The following is a 20,787-nucleotide window of genomic DNA, read 5'->3' as shown; positions in this document are numbered from 1 at the left end:
GGGTGCACGAGTCGGGTTTTGGCACTAAGCGGACCCTGAATGCTGCCTAATTCACTTCCGTTATTCGCTCCAAAGCGGACATGGAGGCTGCTTCCCATCTGCGGCCAATTCCAGCGCGACACACCCCAGCGTTCAGCCGAGCTGCAGCGCTGGGTTTACTCCGAGTTTTTGAAGTTTGTTCTGAGCAGATTGTAAGGATTTCAAGGAGCAAAGGGGACCCAAAGAACGCGTTGACCCGGAGAAAACTGCGCCTTGATCCAAGGCCACGATACGTTCTCATGGACCCCAGGTACTGGCCTGTTTCGGCCAGTGGCACAAACCGACACTAGCTCTGCAGAAGCCATAAGGCCCGGCGGCGCATTCAGCAGGTCAACAGGAAGTCTTCCAAGTCTTGATGATTGAAGTCGGTGCTGATCTCGTCGGGGCGGGCGTATGGATTGACGACCGCATTCCGGTCGTTGTCGGTGAGATAATACAACCCGAAAGCCTGCCTGCGGAGTGTCCAACCGAACCCTTCGGCCATCATGGACAAGTGTTCAAAACTGAAAGGCTGATGCATGGGCGCGCGAAAGCGCTGAGGTAGTGGAGTTTTAGACGTTGGAATGTGTGCAGCAGCAGCGGTCAGGTGCGTGGATGTTCCGGCTAGGTAGTAGGAGCCAGCTTTCTTCTGCTTTCGTTCAACCCAGCCAGCGTAGTACTCGGCTTCAGGCACTGCCTTTTTGCGGGCTCTACGGCGCATTGACTTGAGGGCATCGCGTGTAGGCGGCGGCACCCCCGTCTCATCGACATGGACCTTTTTCATCGCCGCCAAAATTACGTACGAGAAGATGAACGCTATGAACGCCAAAAAGCCAGACATCTGGGAGAGCCCCCGTCCCCGACTTGAAAATGGAGGGGCATCTGGCCCCTTTTGAAAAACGTCACTTCACAATCGCCGCAGCCAGAAAAACCCATGATAGGGCGGGACGGCGGAGTTCGCTAGTCGGGCTTTAAGCGGACACGCGTCTGATGCCAACGGCTGGTCCAAATCTGGTGGCAGACACCGCAGCTCTCAGCTAAGCAGCAGCGGGTGTAAAGCACCAAGATTTTGAAGCCGTCTCTGGGGAAATCCTGGGAATTTCAACCCCGCGATGGGACCCAAATCTATCTGCGGACCGCACGCCTCTGTAGGGAAGGAGGCCACTTGGGTGTCGTAAGTCCTTGCAAGCTCGAGATCACCTTTGAAGATGCGGGGGAACAGCATCTCAAGAATATCGAGCGGCCAGTTCGTGTCTATCGAGTAAGAGCCACCGGCGCGACGTCGGGCGCGCTGCAGCCGGGCGTTCCTTTGCCGGACAAACCTTCGATTGCGGTGTTACCCTTCCAGAATATGAGCGGCGATCCCGAGCAGGAATACTTCGCCGACGGGATAGTGGAAGACATCATTACGGCGCTGTCGCGCTACCACTCTTTGCTTGTCATCGCGCGCAATTCGAGCTTCACCTACAAGGGCCGCGCCGTCGATGTGAAGCAAGTCGGACGTGAACTCGGGGTACGCTACGTGCTCGAAGGCAGCGTGCGCAAATCCGCCGATCGGGTGCGCGTAACCGGACAGCTCATCGACGCCTCGACGGGTGCACATCTGTGGGCCGACCGCTTCGACGGTGCGCTGAAGGATATCTTCGATCTGCAGGACGACATTACATTGCAAGTCGTGGGCGCAATCGCTCCGAAGCTCGAGAATGCCGAGATTGGTCGGGCGATGCGCAAGTCGACCGAGAGTCTCGACGGCTACGACTCATATTTGAGGGGATTGTGGCATTTTCATAAGGCCGGAAGGAACGATATCGACGAGGCCCTCCGGCTATTTCTCAAAGCCATCGAGCTCGACGACCATTTCTCCTCGGCCTATGGCATGGCCGCATGGTGTTATGTTCGTCGGAAGATGAACGGTTGGGTAGACCCAGCTTCATCGGAATTTATTGATGCGAAGGAGATAGTTGCAAGGGGTATCGAGTGCGGCAAAGACGACGCTGTTGCCCTTGCGTGCGGCGGCCTGGCGATGGGCTACATGCTCGACGATTTTGAGCGCGCGGTATCATTGATCGACAAGGCGCGAGCACTGAATCCGAATTTGGCAATGGCCTGGCATCTGGGCGGCTGGATGAGGACCTTCATCGGTCAGCATGATCTTGCCGTAGAGGATCTGGGCCGGGCTATTCGTTTGAGCCCGATCGACCCGCAGCGACCCGGCACTCAGGCGGCAATTGCGACGGCTCACTTTGCCGCAGGACGTTTTGATGAGGCTTCAGCAATCGGAAAAGCCGCTCTGCTGGAACAACCGAACAACTTCATTGCGGCACTGGTTGCGACAGCGGCTGGCGCGATTGCTGGAAACAATGAGGTGGCACGCACCTCATTGGCGCGGGTGCGCGAACTCGATCCGAATTTGCGCGTGCAGAACATCAAGGAACGGCTTCCCTATAGACAAGCCGAGGTACGTGCCCGGTGGGAAGACGCTTTGCGCAAGGCCGGCCTAGCGGAGTAACGCCTGCTCCGAAGTTGTCGAGTGGTGCGTGATACATCGGAGCCGAAGATAGTTCGACCGGCAGGTGGAGATTGTCCCAGCCAAAATGCAAGGGACGTTAGCCTCGGTAAGGCAATGTCCGCTTTGGGTCATTCGCGTCATTTTGACAGTCTGACCGGGGCTTCCGGTCTTGCCTCGGAAGCGGCCATCCTTACGGCCATCCGCAACTGCCAGGTCGCCACGGATAATGAAGGCCACTCGCTCTCAGAGCATGCACACCCACTGCGTTCGGTGCATCCCAATCGCACGAGCGGCGCCCCGAGATAGATCAAGTGTAACCCCGCGGGTAAACGGGCCGCGGTCATTAATCACCACTGTGACAGAGGTGCCGTTCCGAGGGTTTGTCACCGTAACGCGCGATCCGAACGGCAGCGTGCGATGCGCCGCTGTAAATCCACTTGGATTGAAGGGCTGGCCACTCGCCGTCCGCCGCCCTGAGGCATAGAAGGTCGCGACTACCTGCTGCCCAGCACAAGTTCCTTGGGGTCTGGAGTTCGCGAAGAACCAAGCGAAGCCCCGACTATGAGCCACTGTGGACGACGCCATTAGCCACGCTAGAGCCAACCCAAAGATGCAAGAAGATCGACGCATCGACCCCTCCGCCTGCCCCCTTTAGGAGTGAGTGTGCTTCCTCAGCCGCAACGCCAGCGCGACGAAGATCGCGCCGATAACCACGGAATAAGCGCCAATTACCCAGACGAGCGCGAGCGCACCGGCACCCGGAGCCAACACCATACTGACCCCGAACAGCACCGAGATGATACCACCGAGGATCAAGAGCCACTCGTTATCTATCTCCTTCCGGAGCTTGATCGCACCTATGATCTGAAGCACTCCGGTAGCAATCGCCCATCCGGCAATAAAAAACAGAAGCACGATCGCGGTGAGGCCGGGCATCATGAACGTCACGAGCCCGGCGGCAATACCAAGCAGGCCGATAATGGCCAACCACCAGCGCGATCCCGGCGCACCACCGGTTATAGCTGCAACGACTGCGAGCGCACCATCGACAAGTGCAAACGCGCCGTAGAACAGAATTAGCGTGACCAGGGTCAAGCCAGGCCAGGCAAAGGCTAGCAAGCCGAAAACGATCGCCGCAATGCCGCGCAATAACAGCAACCACCAGTTCTTTGCCAAGGCGTGCACCATGGCAGATCCGAGGCCAAGCCCGGGACGCCGGTCAGTTTGCATCGTGCTCATGGAGACCCCTCTCGATTAGTTGGAAAGCGTTACCTAGCGTAATCGGCAGCTAGCCAAAAGCAAACGATTCCCTCAGAACTGGGAAGCGAAACTAGCGCGCGAGATAGATGTGCAGGTGCACTCTTCCATCCAGAGCTAGCTGCGTCGTCATTCTCGAGCATCCCCTCGAACTTGCAATAGAGACAGCGGCGTTTAGTTGGTTCAAGCCAAATAGGCAGCGAGAGAAGATCCGGATGGATCGCAAACAACATGAAGCCAGGGATCGGCGCCTGTTGAAAAACTACCTGTCTGCGGATGGCCCGTCGAAAGCAGCAATATACGAACTGATCGCTGGAGCAGTTGCAGGGTGCCAGCCGGATGTTTCTGACGCGAAATTGGACGGTGTGCGGCTCGCTCAAGCCTCTGCCCAAGTAGCCCTCAAGGTCGTTCGGATGCGTGAACACCAAGCATTCGATGACAGCGATAAATTGGCGGCATTGATCACTGATGCTTACGCAACAGTAGCCATTGCATACCGCCGTGCCTCCGCCGCCTATACGGTTGATGAGGAGATGCAGAAGCTAGGGACTGCGGCTGTGTATCTTGTCACCATAGCAACCTCATACCTGGCCGCCCATTCGGATGACATACTGCAGAAATAATACTGATCGGCTTAAAGAGCGTTGATCGTGTAATGCTTCGTCCGCCTTACAAACTGGGATGTTATTTTGTTAGGCAGGAACGTACGGAAGTGGACACTTGTTGAGTGAGCCGAAGGCTAAGGGGAAAAGTTGATCCAGCGCAGCGCGTGTTCATATGAACGTTCACGCGCTAGACAGGATGTTTCAATCGTCGCAGGCCTAATGGGCCATCGTTCCAATGAATACACTACGCCGGAAACCGTAGGGACTAACTGCTCTAGGTTGGCGCCTGTCTTTCAGACAGATAATGGGCGCGGACTTTCCGAAGTACCGCCGGAGGTCGCTGAGACGAGGACCGATCAACGCGACGGCTGCTCGGAGTTCGTACGGTTGAAGCTGCATATCCTTCGCCCAATGATGAACCTGGAGGTCGTTCGTAGGGTCGATCAGAACCGACGTGTATGGGACAGGCTTGTGCATGGCGTTACTCAACAAGGGGTCAGGCCCCGATAACCCGCAAGCAAAATCCAGGTTCCTCCTTCACAATGGAAATGTGCGGTGCGCCCCCGTGAGACTTCGCCGTCTTCAATCCCTGCTCATCGGCGGGTGCGAGGCAGCTATGGTAATGCCGTTCTGCTGATGCCCGATACGCACACAAAGATAAGCCTAAGCCCACCAAAGCAGAGGGTGCGGCAAAGAAAGAGAACGGCCCGACACTCGTATCGCGGACAACCGGCAAGGCGATGTCAGCAGTCAGAGGCTGACACTTGTTCCGCCACCGACGACCTGACGGTGGGACGATGTGATCAGCTAGAAAAATAACCTGGGTTGACATGGGCTCTTGAACGGTCCGTCCGGACATCCATATACCATCCAGTTAGATGGTCGATGGATGGTGAAAAATGCCTGCAGATGTTCGCGAACTCAGACCAAAGCCCGCCGCCGATACCGAAAAAATCACGATCAATCTTGGTTATGTCGACCTTGGGCATGTGGATCTGATGGTGCAGGAGGGGTTCTACTCAAATCGCACCGATTTCATTCGAACAGCGATCCGTAACCAACTCGAACGCCACGCGGATGTAGTCAAACAGTCCACGGCCCGAAAAAGCCTGGAACTCGGTTTGCGAAACTACAGCCGCGCGGATCTCGAAGAGGCGCGCCGGACCGGTGAGATGCTGCACATCAATGTTCTCGGCCTTGCCAGCATCGCTCAAGACGTCACGGCCGATCTCGCCCGCGCCACCATTGGCTCAGTCTCCGTGCTCGGAGCTTTGCACGCCAGTCCCGCCGTCAAGGCCGCCCTCGCCGACAGAATAAGGTAAACCAGATGCTGAACCAGGACACACTTCGCGAAGCCACACGGCTGACGCAAGCAGGCCAACTTGCGGAAGCCACGGCGTTGCTTCAGCGCATGCTCCGCGGGGACCGCGCGCCCGACGCGCATTCGCGCACACCAGGGCGCATTGCCCTTCCAGGCAGCGAGCCGCCCACCGTCGATGCGAAGGCCAATGATACAGAGGAGACTGGTGGCGCGCACCTGACGCAAGCTACATCCTCCTCATCCCCCAGGCTTCAACCATTATTCCGACGAGCAAAGGATGGCTCTTGGCTCGGAATGCGAGGCGCGAAGCGCACCCCGCCGTCCGCGTTGGACATCGCGCCCGAGGGCACGAAGTTCATTGAAGCTGTCTACAGCAACCCGGCGGGAAGCCGCGCTTACAAGCTCTTCATCCCGAGCGGATATCAGGGACAGCCGCTTCCTTTGATCGTGATGCTGCACGGCTGCACTCAATCGCCCGACGAGTTCGCTGCCGGTACGCGAATGAACTTCATGGCAGAGGAACAAACGTGCTTCGTGGTCTATCCTGAACAGCGCAGCGACGCCAACCAGTCGAAATGCTGGAACTGGTTTCGCACAGCCGACCAGCATCGTGGCGGCGGCGAGCCCTCACTTATCGCGGGCATCACCCGCCAGGTCATGCGCGATTATTCGGTCGATCCAAAACGCGTCTATGTCGGCGGACTGTCGGCCGGAGCGGCCGCTGCGGCTATCATGGGAGCGGCCTACAACGATCTCTATGCGGCAGTCGGGATCCATTCTGGCCTCGCTTGCGGGGCCGCCACCGACATGCCTTCCGCATTTGCCGCCATGCGGCAAGGTGGAGGGCACGGTCGGAGAGTCATTTCCTGCAACGCGCCGCCTGTGCCCGCAATTATTTTTCACGGCGACCGCGACACCACCGTGCATCCAAGCAATGCCGGTCAAGTTGTTGAACAGGCCATCGGCCAAACGAGCACGCAAATAGCGCTGCATCGCGGCCAGATCCCTGGAGGCCATGCATACACCCGCACTACTCATACTGACGCGGACGCACGCAAAATCCTAGAGTACTGGAACATCCACGGCGCCGGACACGCATGGTCGGGCGGCAGCCCTGCAGGCTCGTACACCGATCCCCGGGGACCGGATGCAACGAGGGAAATGCTTCGTTTTTTCCTGGATCATTCGCTCCCAGCGAAGTAGAGCGCGCTTTGGAGATGCCGGGATTTATCGATGCGATCATGTGTGCAGGTGTCATTTTTCGGACCCTGACGACGCATCTGATCGGTGGCATTCGCTAATCGGGTAGCCTCAAGCGTAAACCCTGACAACTTATGGCCCGCACTGGCTACGCCGCCCTCGTCAGCACAGCGATCAGGACCGGGACACGCAGCGTGTGATACGTTCTCCACACCCTCTGGTACGACGCAGCTTGAGTCCGCGCGCTAGGGTGCTAGCGTATGCACGTCTATCGCGTGCATAATCAGCCTAACTCGGTTTTGCGTTGCTGTTTGATGATTGTTTTCGTTTCCTTTGCTGCGATACCACGCCGCTGGCGGCGGTCGATGAGACGCATCACCGGAGTAACCGACACACCATGCAATACGATTGAGATGAGTATAATGAACGCGGTTGTGCTCCAGACTACATCGACCTTATGGAAGGTCTCCTTCTGAAGGGCATACGCAAGATAGTAAATCGACCCTAGTCCGCGAATACCAAAGAAGCTGATGACCGCACGCTCGGTTGACGGACAGGCCGTACCTGCCAAGCAAAACCAGCCTGCCAGCGGTCGCACGATAAATATTGCCAATAAGGCATATCCGACAGAACTCCACGTGAGTGCATCTAGAAGCCCGCCGCTGGTGATGGCTCCCCCAAACAGAACGAGCAAGATCATCATTAATAGTCGTTCGAGTTGCTCGGAGAAATCATGAAGGGTTTGGTGGTACTTATGATTTCGTTCTGCGGCCCGGAGCGCCAAGCCTGAGACAAAAACTGAAACGAAGCCGTATCCATGCAGGGCTTCGGCAATGCCGTAGACAGCAACCGTTATTCCCAGCGCAACAAATCCGTCCCCCGTCCGCGAGAGTTTGGCCCGATTGGGCATTCGAAACACCAGCCATCCCAAAGCAAAACCAAGGAGAACACCAATGCCGACCCCTACCGCTAAACGCCAAACCACCTCCACGCCCAGCCAACGAAGAACCCACGGATCGCCGGTGCGTCCGGCTTCGGCTATAGCGATTGCGCACATGATGAAGGGGAATGCCAGTCCATCGTTCAAACCGGCCTCAGATGTAAGTGCAAACCGCGTGTCGTCTTCCTGACCGGATTTGGGCGGTCCAACCTGTACGTCGCTTGCTAATACGGGGTCTGTTGGAGCAAGGGAGGCGCCTAGTACCAATGCAGTTGCGGCGCCCAATCCCAACATCGTGTGACCAAGCCAAGCAAGTGCAAAAATCGTGATGGGCATGGCTATGGCCAGGAGGCGCCATGTCATCATCCAGGACCTCCAGCCGATCTTACGATCGATCTTAAGGGCAGCCCCCATTAGCGAAATGATGATGACGAGTTCTGTCAGCCGCTCCACAATTGGCAGGTGATTTGCGGGATGAGGAATTGAAACATTCAAAGGAAGGGCGAAAACCGCCGCCCCAATCGCTACGCAAGAAATAGGAAGCGACAGCGGCGCTTCACTTAAAACCATCGGCAGCCATGCGGTCAAAAGGACCAAGGCGCCAAAGCCGATCAGCAGAAAAATGTAAGGGTCCAAAAATCTACCCGCCCTGCAGGTATTATGCGCGTTGCTCCGCACTAAACCGTAGCGACAATTGTTACGGCCGGAATAAGGTTCCCAATCATTGCGCTTATAATTGCGCCTCGTGAGGGGCGATAACTTGTATCTGGCAGAGGCCCGGTCGGGGCTGATTTGCTCGTTCGGGCGCTTCCAACGAACCGAGGGCTTCAGCCACCGCCATCGTCAGAATGACCTTGTCCTGGCTACGGGGACCGGGCCGCGGGGCCTAGCGGGCAAACTGAATCGTCGTACCCTCGTGTGGCCAATTAATAGCAAAGGGTCGGTGGGGGCAGGCGACACTCGGGCTTTTCGAGCGTTCTGAATGCGTGAATCTAAAGCTGATTGGCCCGTAGGCCCGCGGCTAGTGCCACAGGCGTCACCGTGGAACCTTCGTTTGAAGCCGCGGTTAGGCCCTCAGGGATTCAAGGAGGATTTGATGACTACAGAAGAACGAGAAACAGTCAGTTTAATCGGAAGCGACAAGGTCGAGGGCACTTCTGTTTTCGGAGCGGACGAAACGCAAATCGGTTCGATTGAGCGCGTGATGATCGACAAGCGGTCCGGCAAGGTCTCGTATGCGGTCCTGAGCTTTGGCGGCTTTCTTGGTATAGGCGACGATCATTATCCTCTGCCGTGGCAGTCACTCAAGTATGACACCAATTTAGGTGGCTACCGAACGGGCATCACCGAAAAGCAGTTGCAAGGCGCGCCGAAATACAGCAGCGACAACGATTGGAGTTGGGAAGATCGAACCCGTACTCGGGGCGTCGACGATTACTACGGTGTCATCCCTACCTGAGCCAGTAAAACGTGCTTCTGTCGCCTTCATTTGCATTCGCTGGCACCGACGATGACCGTAAAAGCCCGAGTTGTAGAGGCAGGATCGGTCGGATCTTCCGATCCTGCTTCCATCGAGCGATCATAGTTGCGCAAAAAGTCTTCGACGAATCCGTTCATCGCGCGCTCCTCATTTAGTGGGATGATCCGGAGCGTGCAAATGCCCCGAAGGGTGCTGTGGCGATGTGATCTACATCACTAACGATAAGCACGGACCACGATGTCTGCCGAAGCTGACAGTCGATGCAAACTTTCGGCGGGATTGGTTCCGCTCATACCGGGTATCCTGCGAGGAGTGGGACCGTCTCGGCCAAAGGCCAATGCGGTGCCACGCCCGCGTGGCCTTGGTCATCAGGACCGCCAACAGATGTGTAGACAGCTTCGCTGAGCCGGTTCTATGTCTGCCCAATGCTAACGATCTAGTTTAGTTAGTTTTTAGATGTTCGGCCGAGGCTCGAACGATGATCGAGCGCCGAACAACGCCCAGACACGAAGTTCATAGAACAGGGACCATTGAGTTCGCTGGTGAAACGGTCAACTGCACCATCCGAAATATATCTCCAATGGGCGCGGCGCTCGAAGTGGCGCGCGCGTGTTCAATTCCGCACGAGATCACCTTGCGGATGGCTGACGGTCATCTCAGGCAACATTGTTACGTTATTTGGCGCAAGCCGACGTGTGTAGGCGTAACGTTCGACCGCCTGAGTGAACCGGACCTTGGAAGCTGAGCAACCTTCTCACTCCTTGACCGGTCCGATAGTGCGTCGTACGGAGCCATGTCCCAAAATCATTTATGCTCAATAGCGTCGCGTCGGAGGCTTCGCGGACCTCACCGATATGCCAAGGTCGCGCAGTGCGCTGCGGAGTCCCGTGGACAACCGGACCTTGTCATCCGAAAGCGCAGAGGTAGGATCCAGATAAATCATTAGCTCAATTCCTCAGCCTACCACTGACTGTCGTTTAGATTTGGACTTACCAAACCGAAGTCCCATCTTGTAAGCGCGCCCGAAAACAGCAGCCTCCGTTCGTTTCATCTGGCCCGCTATCTGTATTGCGCTTTGGCCCGCCATCACGAGTGCTCGAAGCTGCTCCTCTTCCGAAGCGGTCCAGGCTGGGATAGTGTGGCGCTGCACTTGATGTAGGCTAACCCCCAATCTACGCGCTGCCTTCCGAATGGCCCTCGGCGCTCGACCTGTACGAGCGACGACCTCTTCAAATCACTTTGACAACGCAACTATCTCCATGAAGCGGCGCTCCTCCTCAAACGACCACCGGCTCATCAAAGCATTTAGCTCGACGTCATGGCCGTCCATAGCTGTTTGGCGGCTTCGTCATTCTCGCAGACTAGATCGATGCGGTTCTTGATGCGGCCGTCCGGACCCAAGAGATAGGCGCGGTAGTCTTGCATTTGCTGTCCCCAGGAATTGAAGACACCTAGCCCGTGCCGTCTGTCCGATTCTGTACACAACGCCAAACGGGCGCTGCACGGTGCAAAGACCGCATGGCATTCGCGCCATGCGGTCAAGATCCGCCGATCGCAGCCCGCCCTTATGGCGTGAATAGGTAACGAGGTGGAGTCGAAATTGTGGGCGTGATGCGACGAACCGACTAGTGTTGCAGAGACGCGACATAAACGGCCGCAATGCTGACGTTCATCGGAAGAAACGAAGCCGCCGGGCGCAATGATTGCCCGACGACTTCGCCGCGCTCGACCCCCGGCTAACGGCGATGCCGGATGATTGACCCTCCTACGGGTCGCGGATGTGCGCGCAACGACACTCGATTGCTAAGCTAACCAATGAACCTTACCGAGCGGACGGAGGAAACTGGAGCCGCCCAGGAACGGAACGCAAAGCCGCGGGCATTGGCGCGCTGCGGCTCGCCAGGTTTTGAAAATGGATATGTATGAAAGACTGCCAGGCCCGATACTTGAAACAAAGAGCGAAACGAGACGAGCGTAAACCATATTGCGCAGTTCCCAAGCAGGAACGTGCATTCTGTTGCTCATCGGCCATAGCATCTAACAACTAGGAGTGTGACGGCGCGGACGGACAACTTCAATGGTCCGTTCATCAACCGCATGCCAAGGGCTTAGTCGGACAATTCGTTAACATTTTAACCGCAGGGTACGGTCTTGCCAGAGATCAAAACGAATGCCTACCCCCGACGAACTGATCACATACCCATCGGCGAGGAGAATGCAATTTCTGCTCTCGAAATCTGGAAGCGCGTTTCATTGTGGTCGCATGTCACCGTCAAAGAAAAATTGCGAGGCATGGCCGCGGAAGGTTTAATCGAGCGAAAGAAAGTTTCGAACGCAGGCCGGGAGGCTACCGTATATTTTCGACGTAGATAATGTTTACGAGACCGCTCTAAGGCCATGTTTGATCCACTGACGGATGCTGGGCAGTGATTAAACGCGCTTAAGAATGAACAGCGCGAGGAAGACTGTTCCTGAACTCACGAACACCAAAGCCATGTTGACCAAGTTGCGAGTGACCACTGAGATAGCCGAAACATAGCGGGAGCATCCGAGCTGCTCCCGCGCTTAAATCGATTCGTTGCCTTGCGCTTCTTTGACATCTCAATCCGAAAATTAGCGGGTCAGGCCGCGTTTTGCGTGCCCGACCCTGACGCTTTTCCTGTCGAGTTTGCCCCGATCTGCAGCGACATTCGCACGTGCGGTGACAAGAAAGCCTAAGTGTTCTGGTAAACCAAACCTGAGCGTCGCGTATGGTTTACGAAGTTGGGAGCTTGCTAGGTGATGTGCCGCTCTCGCGCCCTGCGTCCCGCACTAGACTGAACCCGCGAACACGGCGGGTTTCGACCGTGTGATATTGTCTCGCCCGCCGCATACCGTCTTACGGCCTTGTCGAAAGAGATACTCCGAGCTTCGCGGCCATTACGCTCGTCGCGCCGGGGGTCCGCTTCAGTGTTTTTGAGATTGTTGTGACGCCTGCCTTCGACTTAGCCATCGTTTTCATTTGCTTATGTCGTCCTTACTCCAGGCGCGACGAACGATATTCTTCGTTTTGGCCATTTATTCTCCGAGTGGTTTTGTGGCGAGGGTGGCTTTAATCACGGTGAAGGCGTTGGCAACTGACAAGCTATTCAATGTGACCGTCGGGCTACTCGAATAATGTCTTCCCCGGCTCGGGCCGGTCGAATGTCGCGACTGCGACGTCCGTTCGCTTGCCGAACCCGAGCCCGATCGACAGGTTTTCGGCAAGTTCAAGCACTTGTTGCGCAAGGCCGCCGCGCTCAGCCGAATCTATCTCCGTCATAATCGGCGAAATTCTCCGAGCATCTACGCCCCCAATGCGCCAACCATTTTCCTGCGGGAGCCCGCAAGCATCCTGCAGATCCTTAAGAGCGAGCCGCCCGACTGCAATCGCTGGGTCCTCACTGTTTCCGGTAGAGTATTCCCGAGGGATCCGAAAGAGTCGCGATCAGTACTTCGGTCGCGTGTAAAAGAGTTGCGGCCGCGCAGCTTTGACGCTGGACTTTTGACGTCACGTCGCAGCGGTCCACCTCCGGCACTCGGAAACGGCTTACTTTTGCTTCTTACGATGGCTCAGTTGGCCCTGCGGCGAAGGAAGGCCGGGACATCGAGGACATTTTCCTCGACCGAATTGCGAACAGGAGGGGAGCGGCCGTACGGATCGAGGCCCTGCGGAGCCGTATGGCGCGCATATTCCGGTCGCCGTTCGGGATGGCGGGCCGTCGGGCGGAATGGTGGACTCTCTAATTGCGGCAGCGGTGCACTGCGCTCGATCCGGTCGGCGATGCCACTGCTGTCGTTGCGCAGCCTGCCGGCGAGTTCCGTGAGTGAGCTTTGCGCTGGTTGAATCTGGCGTGCCGGTTCCAGATTATCGATGCCGGTCGCCACCACCGAGACGCGGACGATACCTTCCAAGCTTTCATCGAAAGACGCGCCGACGATGATGTTGGCGTCCGGGTCGGCCTCTTCACGAATGCGGGTAGCGGCTTCATCGACCTCGAATAACATCAGGTCCTTGCCGCCGGTGATGGAGATTATGAGGCCACTGGCGCGCTTGATCGAGGGGTCGTCGATCAATGGATTGGAAATCGCGGCGACGGCGGCGGCGAGCACGCGCTTATCACCAGAAGCCTCGCCCCTGCCCATCATGGCCTTGCCCTTCTCACGCATTACGGCGAGAACGTCGGCAAAATCGAGATTGATCAGACCTTCCTTGACGATAAGATCGCTGATGCAGGCCACACCCGAATAGAGCACTTGATCGGCGAGGGTGAAGGCATCGGCGAATGTCGTCTTCTCGTTGGCCACCCGGAACAGATTCTGGTTTGGGATGATCAACAGGGTGTCCACCACCTTCAGCAGTTCCGCGATCCCGGCTTCGGCAAAGCGCATCCGCCGCTGACCCTCGAAATGGAATGGCTTGGTGACGACACCGATGGTAAGAATGCCGAGCTCGCGCGCGGTCTTGGCGACAATGGGCGCTGCCCCGGTGCCGGTACCGCCGCCCATGCCGGCAGTAACGAACACCATGTGTGCGCCGGTCAAATGATCGCGGATCTCATCGATTGCCTCTTCAGCTGCGATGCGCCCCACCTCCGGTTGCGCGCCGGCGCCAAGGCCTTCGGTCACATGGGTGCCCATCTGGATGATGCGCTGGGCCTTCGACATGGTGAGCGCCTGTGCGTCGGTATTGGCGACGATGAAGTCGACGCCTTGCAGCCCGGCCTCGATCATGTTGTTGACGGCATTGCCGCCGGCGCCGCCGACCCCAAACACGATAATACGTGCCTTCATCCCGCGAATATCGGTGATGTTGGTCATTTTTGCCTCACGTTGCTCCAGCAAGCTGGAAATGAGAGAACGCGGATTGCTACCGACAAGCCTTGCGGTCTGCTTCCACTATGGTCGCGGCTAGATGTCCCAGTCGGCTTGCAGCTTGTCCGTAGCTGTCGATCGAGCCGCCGGCTCGCCCACGGGTTCGCAGAGCCGCCACCTCATCTTCAAGCCGTGCCGTCACCTCCTTGGCTGCCATAGTCTCGGCAGTTGCCTGCAGCAGCTCAACCGTCAGGCGATCGGCGCGCTCGCAATCTGCCCTGTGATCAGCTGCCCCCGCTTCGAGCCGCGCGATCTCCGCCTTTAAAGTCTCGATCTTTGCCCCTAATGGGGCGATGTTGCCTTCCCCGGCGACCACTTGGTGGCCGGGGCGTATGCCGTATTTCAGCGAGATCAACGCTTACCAGGGCCTTGCCATCATCCGAAAGTGAGCGCGGCAACCGGAGGCGCTTGGCGAGCGAACGGGCGGCTTCTCGCGAGATTTTGAGGCGCGCACCTAGAGCGGCATATGTCAGCGGCTCAACGGACATCGGCTGTTCTCCTCGAACGAACCGGGCGGTAATCGGCTGATGATGACCGGGCGATGACCGCAGGCTAGGCTGCGTTGGTTAATAGACTGTTAACGAGCGAGCGGCGATCTGCCACTGGGCGCGCACGCCGCGCTGGGAACCACCGCCGACGGTGTGCCAGTCGGCATCGGCTGGTGCGGTGCGCTCGATCTCGGCGAACGCGTGCTCAGGTCGCTGCACACGCGCGAACAACTGTAACATGGAAGAACCTTCGGCCCGATGGAAGCGTCGCAAGGCAGTGGCGGCAGTCGTACAACGTTGTTCGCTTCGCCGAAGGTTGGCGCATCCTTGCTACGACATTTCACCTAAGCGCGGTGTCGACCCAGTGATTTCCGCTTTGGGTAAGTGGCGGACGCAGCGAGAGCCTTGCCCAATGCCAGTTTAGGCCAACGGGTGGTCACCTCAGCCAACTATCGGCCCGGTTGGCCTGCATGGAGGTTCTTGCACGGAAACGCCGCGCCGGGTCTGCTGTATAGTTCACCCTTTCTGTTTTTCTTTGGCGCTTTTTCCATCGGAGCTTTTAGAGCGTTCTTCGAAGCGATCAGCGCCCTTAGCTAGATCGTGCCCCGTCTTGCTCTCGTTTTTCGCTTCTTCCTTAGTAGTCGCCTCGCGCAAGCCTTCAGCGGCCCGTTCTCCCGCTTTTGATGATTTTCGTTCGTCATCCATTTGATGCTCCTTCCCTGGTAACACGCTTCTCCAGGAATACTTCTTTGTCTATCCCAGCTAAGCCGTAACAATTTCCAATCAGTTCGCTTGGACATTGTTCCAGTTCCCTTGATGCTCGTGCGCCTCTGGCGTAAAGGTGACCTCAGTCGAGGCGCGTCGGTCCATGTCCGCTAAACAGCGGAAAAGCCGATCAGGTCGCAGACACCGGGATATTTACCTCGCGCTGGAAGCGGTAAAAAACCCACAGGACGAGCGGACAGATCAGAAGAGCTGCCGCACCGAAATCGAAGGCCGCGCCTGCGCCGCCGGCCCACGTTGCGTACTTGCCTCCGAGGGCGGGTCCCAGCACCAAACCGACGTAAGAAACAGAAGCGAACACTCCCATGCCAATCGCCCGAGTTGCGGGCTGGAGCACAAGAGTAGGCAAACTCATGATCGGACCGACCACCAGGCCACACAAGATCCCTAATCCAATAATGCCCGGCATGACCGCTTCGGTTCGGGACGCAAATATCAGCAGTGCTGCAATTGCAAGGAAGCTTGAAAGCATTACTGCATCGGGACGGCCGGTTCGATCGCCGAGGATGCCACCAAAAGGAGTCGCCAACGCGGTTAGCCAAAGCGCAACGCTCATCGCTGATCCCGCCGCTGTGATCGACCAACCGCGCTCAACAAGCATTGATGGACCGAAGCTGAAAATCATCGCGAAGCCAATGTTGAACAAGCCCCATATCAATCCTGCGGAGACCAAAGCCATTGCGGCCTGTAGTCCAGGACGCCCGCTCGATCTCGCCGTTGAGACCGACGGCGAACTGTACGAACTCGCCAAAAGAAGACTTGCGCCGACTGCGATTAGGGCTGCCACGACTAGATGCACCACGCTTGCACCATAGACCACGCCAATTGGCGGTAACGCCAACAGGGCGATCCCGATGCCGATTGGCCAAGAGCTGACGAAGATCGCCATGGCCGTCGAAATCTCCTTACCGCTGAAATAGTCTGCGACCATCTTCATCATCAGAACGCTTATGAGCACGCCGCCAATTCCGGCCACGACCCGCCCCGAAATCTGACCGCCCCAAGACGGTGAAAACGCCATGATCAAGCCGCCGACAATCATCAGAGCGAGACCCGCGAGTACTGTGTTCTTGTCGCCGAACCTCTGCCCAATGATGCCGCTAAGCAAAGCAAGTGCGATGCCAGGCACGGAATAGAGACCAATCAAAAGTCCAATATCTCCGAGGCTGAAACTGAGGTCGGTCTTGAGAAGCGGAGCAACCGTGGCGACGCTTTGAAATTGAACCGCCATAGTGGTCCGAATTGAGAAGAGAACCGCAAGCACGACCCAACGATTGCCCATCGCTTGGCTTCCTGACCAGTTCAGTATGAATTCGCGCTTCAGCGTAACTCACATGGATTTTTCTGGAAACGCATTTCTAACTTCGCTGGGACCCGTCGGTCGGCTTCGGGGTCACAAGCTGACGTTAGGAGTGTGAACGCAGCGCTCGCCTTCTTGGTAAATAATCGCTCGCAGACCGCCCCCTCATGTTCGCGGAGCCGTTTGCGCGGTCGATCGCGGGGAATTTGAAAACGTCCCGGTCGAACACACGCGCCGGTCCAAAGCCGTGGGCATTCTACGATGAACGGGAGGAAGGCTACTGGGGTACCGATCGATGGCGTATGGTGACGAGTTCAGGAAAAGGATGCAGGATATTCGTTGTGCAAAGTGCATTATGTCACTTCGAGCAATCCTTTGCCAATTCCGGGAGCGGCAAGGAAGCTGCGCGCGGTATTTGCGACAGCCGATTTGCGCGTCTGCGGATCAATTGTGTGTTTTGTCCGTTGTACGACTTATGATCCCGGGAAGATGATACGGCTCGGCCCATTACGATATCTGATCGCTGGAGGTTTACATGGAAAAGATCCCACCTGGCGATCCGTCCGCATATCTTGAAAGCTTGATGAAGGCGGGTCAACAATCGATGAAGCAATTTGACGACGGGCTTGCCGCTGCCCTCGGAGTCCGAGGCAAGGGGCCGTCGCCGATTGGCCAGAGCTTTTCGCCGTTTACTTTCGCAATGGACATGCAACGCGAATATCTTACGCAATTCTGGCGCTTCTGGAACAAGTCTCTGGTTAGGACGCTTTCGTTCGGAATGAACGTCACCACCCAGCCGGCGCGCGGCGACAAGCGATTCAAAGACGACGCCTGGCAGGAGACTCCCTATTACGATTTTCTCAAGCAAAGCTACCTGTTAGCTTCAAAGCAATTGTCCGAGTTCGTAGATCACGCGCAGGTTGACGACAAGACCAGGCTACAGCTTCGATTTCACGCGCGACAATTTATCGACGCGATGAGTCCGTCGAATTTTCCTGCGACGAACCCGGAAGTTATTCGCACGGCAATCCAAACCCGCTCTGCGAGTCTTTCAGCCGGGATCAAAAACCTGATTGAAGATATTCAAAAAGGACGAATTACGCGGGTGGATGAATCTGCCTTCGAGGTGGGAGGCAACCTTGCGATTACTCCGGGCTTTGTTGTCTTTGAGAACGAATTGATCCAGCTGAGTCAGTACACGCCCCAGACGCCTGACGTGGAGAAGACGCCACTACTGATCGTACCGCCGTGTATCAATAAATACTACCTTCTCGATCTAGGTGCGGGCAATTCCTTTGTCGAATATGCAGTTGCCCAGGGTCATCATGTTTTCCTAATTTCCTGGCGAAGTGCGGTGCCTGAGATCGGACATCTCGGTTGGGATGATTATTTGAGGCTTGGCCCACTCAAGGCGATCGATGTGGTACGCGACATCGTCAATGTTGACGAAGTTCATGCGCTCGGTTTCTGCGTCGGTGGGACGATTTTGAGCTGTGCAGCAGGGGTCCTTGCCGGGCGTGGCGAACGCAAGCTCGCGACGATCACACTATTGACGACCATGCTGGACTTTAAGGACACCGGCGATATCGGCTTGCTGATCGACGAAGGCTCAGTTGTCTTGCGAGAGGCGACGATCGGGAGAGGGGGCATTCTACCCGGCAAGGAACTGGCTTTCACGTTCGGAACGTTACGCGCCAACGATCTGATCTGGCGCTATGTCGTCGACAGCTATTTGAAAGGCGCAACGCCGGATGCATTTGACCTGTTGTACTGGGACTCTGACAGCGTCAGCCTGCCAGGCCCGATGTATTGTTGGTACACGCGCAATACGTATCTGGAAAACAACATCAAGGAGCCGGGTAAAACCACTCAGTGCGGAGTTCCTGTCGATCTTTCCCGTGTCAAGGCGCCGCTCTATATCCTGGCCTCGCGCGAGGACCACATCGTTCCGTGGCAAAGCGCGTACCTGTCGAAAGACCTAATCGGAAAAGACCCACGTTTCGTTCTCGCAGCGAGTGGTCACGTTGCCGGCGTCATCAATCCGCCCGCCCGCAACAAACGGAGCCACTGGCTGAATGACGATCTTACTTGCGAAGCAAAAGATTGGTTGGAAGCTGCAGAAGAGAAATCCGGAAGCTGGTGGCTCGACTGGGATTTCTGGATCAAGCGGCATTCGAGCGGGAGGACTCCCGCCCCGGTGCAGGCCGGCAGCGCGGGCTATCACATCATCGAGCCAGCGCCGGGCCGTTACGTGAAGCAAAAATCAAACTGATTCGATGGGTTGCGATCAGCACTGCGTGTGAGTCTGGTTCGAACCGCGAAATTCCCTTTCACTGGCCGTGATGAAATCACGTAGCCGAAGATCGTGCGCGTCAGACTTCACACCAGCAGCTTTTGAAAGTACGCCTTGCTCGCCTCGAACGACGACTTGGCGAAGTCGGTCTGGGCAGTTGTGATCGCGGTGAGATGCTGCTGAACGCTAGAAAAATCGGCCATGTCTAAAAGTCCTTAGTCGATCATTCTGGAGGCGATCCCCCGACCTAATTGATCTGGATGCCATATAGAGAATCCGCTGCCTAATAAGCAAGCAAGGTTGTTGCACCGCAGCAATGAGAAATAGAGCACCGCGCTTTTACGGGGCTCCTTTCTAGGCAGCTGCATCGAGACCTGTTGCATAGCTTCGACATGTCTCGATGGTGAGGTTAGCGCTAAAGAGCAAAAACAACAGCGCAACACCCTCAACCTATCAGGCCCCGGCATACGTCCACACGGACCGCCGGGGTTTTCTTTGCAAAGTAAAGCGCCTCTCTGGCATAGGATATTGTGGTCGTTACGGGATGGAACGCTGGACGAATGCATTCAGGAGTTTATGTCCAAACCTGAATTGCAACATACCTTGTACGAGATTCGCACAGCTCCTCAGCCTCCATTAGTAACTGAGGTTTTGTGCGCAGAACAGATTTTTGAAATATCACGGCTACGGGATTTTCTTTGACATCAATTGAGATGAACGCAGCGGTTCAATCCCATCGTTCACCGACTGCACTTTATAGGTTCGTTGACGCTCCTGGCTCAGAGGAGCAGGTCAGGTAGCCATGCTCTCGATTGATCCAAAATCGATGAAAGTCTGAAACGCCGAACTGGCGCCCGGCTAAGTCCGTAATATGAACTTGCCAACCGGAGCCTTCCAGTAGGCGAGCTTTATCGACAGCAGCATCTGGGCTGATGCGAACAGTGACGACGCTCTGTCCGTCTTTCGATCCGTGAATGGCGAATGTCATGGCACCTCACCGAAAGACAACCATACACTATCCTCCAAGAGTTTAGAGGCGTCGTGATGGCGCAGGCCTATCGCACTACATAATGATGGGTCATTTGACCGGTGAACAGATGCTCCTAGTACCTTTAGCAGATTGCGGGAGGCTGCTATGTTGCAACGCAACTAAGTTGATTCGCTTTGATGTAAGGGGTTCAACGATGCCACACCTCTTTAAGTCTGGCGATCTCGTGGTTTTGAAATCGGGTGGACCAACCATGACGGTCGATACCGTCAACACCAATATTTTCGACGACGATAAAATTACGGGAATGCTCTGCGTCTGGTTCGTCGGGGAAAAACTGGAGCGAGTGCGGTTCGACCACAGGGCCGTAGAACATGCTCCGTTAGAGACAACCGATCCCAGAAAAGCTGAAGGACCTTCGCAGCAAGCCTTGGGTGACTACAAGGTGGTCCTTGATGAAATGGCTGATGCGATGAACCGCCCAGCTGCGGACTCCTGCGCTGCATCCAAAGCAAATCCCACAAAACGAAAACCCGCGAAACCCCCGAAAAACGACATTGTCTTCACTAGCTAAAAACTGTCTTCGTACCCAGCTATCGGCGCCGATAGTCTAGTCTGCTGGAGCGTCCTGCCGTGCGGCGCATCTAGCGAGAGACCAGCAAATTATAGAAGCGGCTCACCTAATTGCTTGGACGTGATGGTAGCCCACCGA

Annotated in this window: 19 protein-coding genes and 1 pseudogene; 8 read left to right on the top strand and 12 right to left on the bottom strand. The window is 56.5% G+C overall.

The window, feature by feature from the left end; all coding sequences use genetic code 11:
- Positions 1 to 361: 361 nt before the first annotated feature.
- Positions 362 to 859, bottom strand: a complete 498-nt coding sequence (locus tag JQ641_RS36775; RefSeq protein ID WP_212002104.1) for a hypothetical protein — start codon at positions 857 to 859, stop codon at positions 362 to 364.
- 324 nt (positions 860 to 1,183) lie between these two features.
- On the opposite strand from JQ641_RS36775, the gene JQ641_RS36770 reads away from it, so the two are divergent.
- Entirely contained in the window at positions 1,184 to 2,527 is a 1,344-nt protein-coding gene (locus JQ641_RS36770; protein WP_212002103.1) for a tetratricopeptide repeat protein, read from the top strand.
- A 243-nt stretch (positions 2,528 to 2,770) separates the two neighbouring features.
- Here JQ641_RS36770 and JQ641_RS36765 read toward each other — a convergent pair whose 3' ends face one another.
- Positions 2,771 to 3,157: a septal ring lytic transglycosylase RlpA family protein gene (locus tag JQ641_RS36765; RefSeq protein WP_249151148.1), complete on the bottom strand. Its 387-nt coding sequence runs from the start codon at positions 3,155 to 3,157 to the stop codon at positions 2,771 to 2,773.
- A gap of 21 nt (positions 3,158 to 3,178) precedes the next feature.
- Positions 3,179 to 3,766, bottom strand: a complete 588-nt coding sequence (locus tag JQ641_RS36760) for an HdeD family acid-resistance protein (RefSeq protein ID WP_212002101.1) — start codon at positions 3,764 to 3,766, stop codon at positions 3,179 to 3,181.
- A 233-nt stretch (positions 3,767 to 3,999) separates the two neighbouring features.
- Between JQ641_RS36760 and JQ641_RS36755 the strand changes: the two genes are divergently transcribed.
- Positions 4,000 to 4,407, top strand: coding sequence for a hypothetical protein (locus JQ641_RS36755; protein WP_212002099.1), 408 nt, complete (start codon positions 4,000 to 4,002; stop codon positions 4,405 to 4,407).
- A gap of 198 nt (positions 4,408 to 4,605) precedes the next feature.
- Here JQ641_RS36755 and JQ641_RS38950 read toward each other — a convergent pair whose 3' ends face one another.
- Positions 4,606 to 4,866: a DUF3606 domain-containing protein gene (locus JQ641_RS38950; RefSeq protein ID WP_212002097.1), complete on the bottom strand. Its 261-nt coding sequence runs from the start codon at positions 4,864 to 4,866 to the stop codon at positions 4,606 to 4,608.
- A gap of 422 nt (positions 4,867 to 5,288) precedes the next feature.
- On the opposite strand from JQ641_RS38950, the gene JQ641_RS36745 reads away from it, so the two are divergent.
- Both JQ641_RS36745 and JQ641_RS36740 read left to right on the top strand, forming a co-directional pair.
- Positions 5,289 to 5,711, top strand: coding sequence for a ribbon-helix-helix domain-containing protein (locus JQ641_RS36745; RefSeq protein ID WP_212002090.1), 423 nt, complete (start codon positions 5,289 to 5,291; stop codon positions 5,709 to 5,711).
- Positions 5,712 to 5,716: 5 nt separating this feature from the next.
- A complete protein-coding gene (locus JQ641_RS36740; protein ID WP_212002088.1) occupies positions 5,717 to 6,913 on the top strand; it encodes an extracellular catalytic domain type 1 short-chain-length polyhydroxyalkanoate depolymerase in 1,197 nt (398 codons plus the stop codon).
- Positions 6,914 to 7,193: 280 nt separating this feature from the next.
- Here the strand turns inward: JQ641_RS36740 and JQ641_RS36735 are convergent, their stop codons facing one another.
- Positions 7,194 to 8,486, bottom strand: coding sequence for a cation:proton antiporter (locus JQ641_RS36735; protein ID WP_212002086.1), 1,293 nt, complete (start codon positions 8,484 to 8,486; stop codon positions 7,194 to 7,196).
- 460 nt (positions 8,487 to 8,946) lie between these two features.
- Between JQ641_RS36735 and JQ641_RS36730 the strand changes: the two genes are divergently transcribed.
- Positions 8,947 to 9,309: a PRC-barrel domain-containing protein gene (locus JQ641_RS36730; RefSeq protein ID WP_212002082.1), complete on the top strand. Its 363-nt coding sequence runs from the start codon at positions 8,947 to 8,949 to the stop codon at positions 9,307 to 9,309.
- A 26-nt stretch (positions 9,310 to 9,335) separates the two neighbouring features.
- On the opposite strand, the gene JQ641_RS36725 is transcribed toward JQ641_RS36730, so the two are convergent.
- The gene (locus JQ641_RS36725; protein WP_212002080.1) at positions 9,336 to 9,467 is read right to left on the bottom strand and encodes a DUF3768 domain-containing protein; all 132 of its coding nucleotides are present in this window, start codon (positions 9,465 to 9,467) and stop codon (positions 9,336 to 9,338) included.
- Positions 9,468 to 9,808: 341 nt separating this feature from the next.
- Between JQ641_RS36725 and JQ641_RS36720 the strand changes: the two genes are divergently transcribed.
- Positions 9,809 to 10,075, top strand: coding sequence for a PilZ domain-containing protein (locus tag JQ641_RS36720; RefSeq protein WP_212002078.1), 267 nt, complete (start codon positions 9,809 to 9,811; stop codon positions 10,073 to 10,075).
- Between the two features lie 2,400 nt (positions 10,076 to 12,475).
- Here the strand turns inward: JQ641_RS36720 and JQ641_RS36715 are convergent.
- The 6 genes and pseudogenes from JQ641_RS36715 to JQ641_RS36690 all read right to left on the bottom strand — a co-directional run bounded on the left by JQ641_RS36715 (position 12,476) and on the right by JQ641_RS36690 (position 16,776).
- The gene (locus JQ641_RS36715; protein WP_212002076.1) at positions 12,476 to 12,631 is read right to left on the bottom strand and encodes a hypothetical protein; all 156 of its coding nucleotides are present in this window, start codon (positions 12,629 to 12,631) and stop codon (positions 12,476 to 12,478) included.
- 296 nt (positions 12,632 to 12,927) lie between these two features.
- Positions 12,928 to 14,169: pseudogene (ftsZ, locus tag JQ641_RS36710) on the bottom strand (cell division protein FtsZ); the annotation flags it as partial.
- A 49-nt stretch (positions 14,170 to 14,218) separates the two neighbouring features.
- Positions 14,219 to 14,578 (bottom strand): hypothetical protein, encoded by a 360-nt coding sequence (locus JQ641_RS38330; RefSeq protein WP_249151147.1) that lies wholly within the window; start codon positions 14,576 to 14,578, stop codon positions 14,219 to 14,221.
- A gap of 211 nt (positions 14,579 to 14,789) precedes the next feature.
- Positions 14,790 to 14,951: a hypothetical protein gene (locus JQ641_RS36700; RefSeq protein ID WP_212002074.1), complete on the bottom strand. Its 162-nt coding sequence runs from the start codon at positions 14,949 to 14,951 to the stop codon at positions 14,790 to 14,792.
- 276 nt (positions 14,952 to 15,227) lie between these two features.
- Positions 15,228 to 15,416, bottom strand: a complete 189-nt coding sequence (locus JQ641_RS36695; RefSeq protein ID WP_212002073.1) for a hypothetical protein — start codon at positions 15,414 to 15,416, stop codon at positions 15,228 to 15,230.
- Positions 15,417 to 15,606: 190 nt separating this feature from the next.
- A complete protein-coding gene (locus JQ641_RS36690; protein WP_212002072.1) occupies positions 15,607 to 16,776 on the bottom strand; it encodes an MFS transporter in 1,170 nt (389 codons plus the stop codon).
- Positions 16,777 to 17,329: 553 nt separating this feature from the next.
- On the opposite strand from JQ641_RS36690, the gene JQ641_RS36685 reads away from it, so the two are divergent.
- The gene (locus JQ641_RS36685; protein ID WP_212002071.1) at positions 17,330 to 19,066 is read left to right on the top strand and encodes a PHA/PHB synthase family protein; all 1,737 of its coding nucleotides are present in this window, start codon (positions 17,330 to 17,332) and stop codon (positions 19,064 to 19,066) included.
- 1,091 nt (positions 19,067 to 20,157) lie between these two features.
- Positions 20,158 to 20,649 carry a YodC family protein gene (locus JQ641_RS36680; protein WP_349628681.1) on the top strand — a complete coding sequence of 164 codons (492 nt, stop codon included), beginning with the start codon at positions 20,158 to 20,160 and terminating at the stop codon, positions 20,647 to 20,649.
- Positions 20,650 to 20,787 lie beyond the last annotated feature (138 nt).

Origin of the sequence: Bradyrhizobium sp. JYMT SZCCT0180 (assembly GCF_018130165.1) — a bacterium.
Lineage (GTDB): Bacteria > Pseudomonadota > Alphaproteobacteria > Rhizobiales > Xanthobacteraceae > Bradyrhizobium.
Note: the sequence above shows the minus strand (reverse complement) of the source record. Positions and strands in the feature narration are given on the sequence as shown.

Coding starts and splice junctions, on each gene's coding strand:
- JQ641_RS36760 (WP_212002101.1), bottom strand. CDS start 3,766: ATGAGCACGATGCAAACTGACCGGCGTCCCGGGCTTGGCCTCGGATCT.
- JQ641_RS36740 (WP_212002088.1), top strand. CDS start 5,717: ATGCTGAACCAGGACACACTTCGCGAAGCCACACGGCTGACGCAAGCA.
- JQ641_RS36765 (WP_249151148.1), bottom strand. CDS start 3,157: ATGCGTCGATCTTCTTGCATCTTTGGGTTGGCTCTAGCGTGGCTAATG.
- JQ641_RS36755 (WP_212002099.1), top strand. CDS start 4,000: ATGGATCGCAAACAACATGAAGCCAGGGATCGGCGCCTGTTGAAAAAC.
- JQ641_RS38950 (WP_212002097.1), bottom strand. CDS start 4,866: ATGCACAAGCCTGTCCCATACACGTCGGTTCTGATCGACCCTACGAAC.
- JQ641_RS36685 (WP_212002071.1), top strand. CDS start 17,330: ATGGAAAAGATCCCACCTGGCGATCCGTCCGCATATCTTGAAAGCTTG.
- JQ641_RS36715 (WP_212002076.1), bottom strand. CDS start 12,631: ATGACGGAGATAGATTCGGCTGAGCGCGGCGGCCTTGCGCAACAAGTG.
- JQ641_RS36745 (WP_212002090.1), top strand. CDS start 5,289: ATGCCTGCAGATGTTCGCGAACTCAGACCAAAGCCCGCCGCCGATACC.
- JQ641_RS36695 (WP_212002073.1), bottom strand. CDS start 15,416: ATGGATGACGAACGAAAATCATCAAAAGCGGGAGAACGGGCCGCTGAA.
- JQ641_RS36720 (WP_212002078.1), top strand. CDS start 9,809: ATGATCGAGCGCCGAACAACGCCCAGACACGAAGTTCATAGAACAGGG.
- JQ641_RS36680 (WP_349628681.1), top strand. CDS start 20,158: ATGATGGGTCATTTGACCGGTGAACAGATGCTCCTAGTACCTTTAGCA.
- JQ641_RS36690 (WP_212002072.1), bottom strand. CDS start 16,776: ATGGGCAATCGTTGGGTCGTGCTTGCGGTTCTCTTCTCAATTCGGACC.
- JQ641_RS36730 (WP_212002082.1), top strand. CDS start 8,947: ATGACTACAGAAGAACGAGAAACAGTCAGTTTAATCGGAAGCGACAAG.
- JQ641_RS36775 (WP_212002104.1), bottom strand. CDS start 859: ATGTCTGGCTTTTTGGCGTTCATAGCGTTCATCTTCTCGTACGTAATT.
- JQ641_RS36700 (WP_212002074.1), bottom strand. CDS start 14,951: ATGTTACAGTTGTTCGCGCGTGTGCAGCGACCTGAGCACGCGTTCGCC.
- JQ641_RS36725 (WP_212002080.1), bottom strand. CDS start 9,467: ATGAACGGATTCGTCGAAGACTTTTTGCGCAACTATGATCGCTCGATG.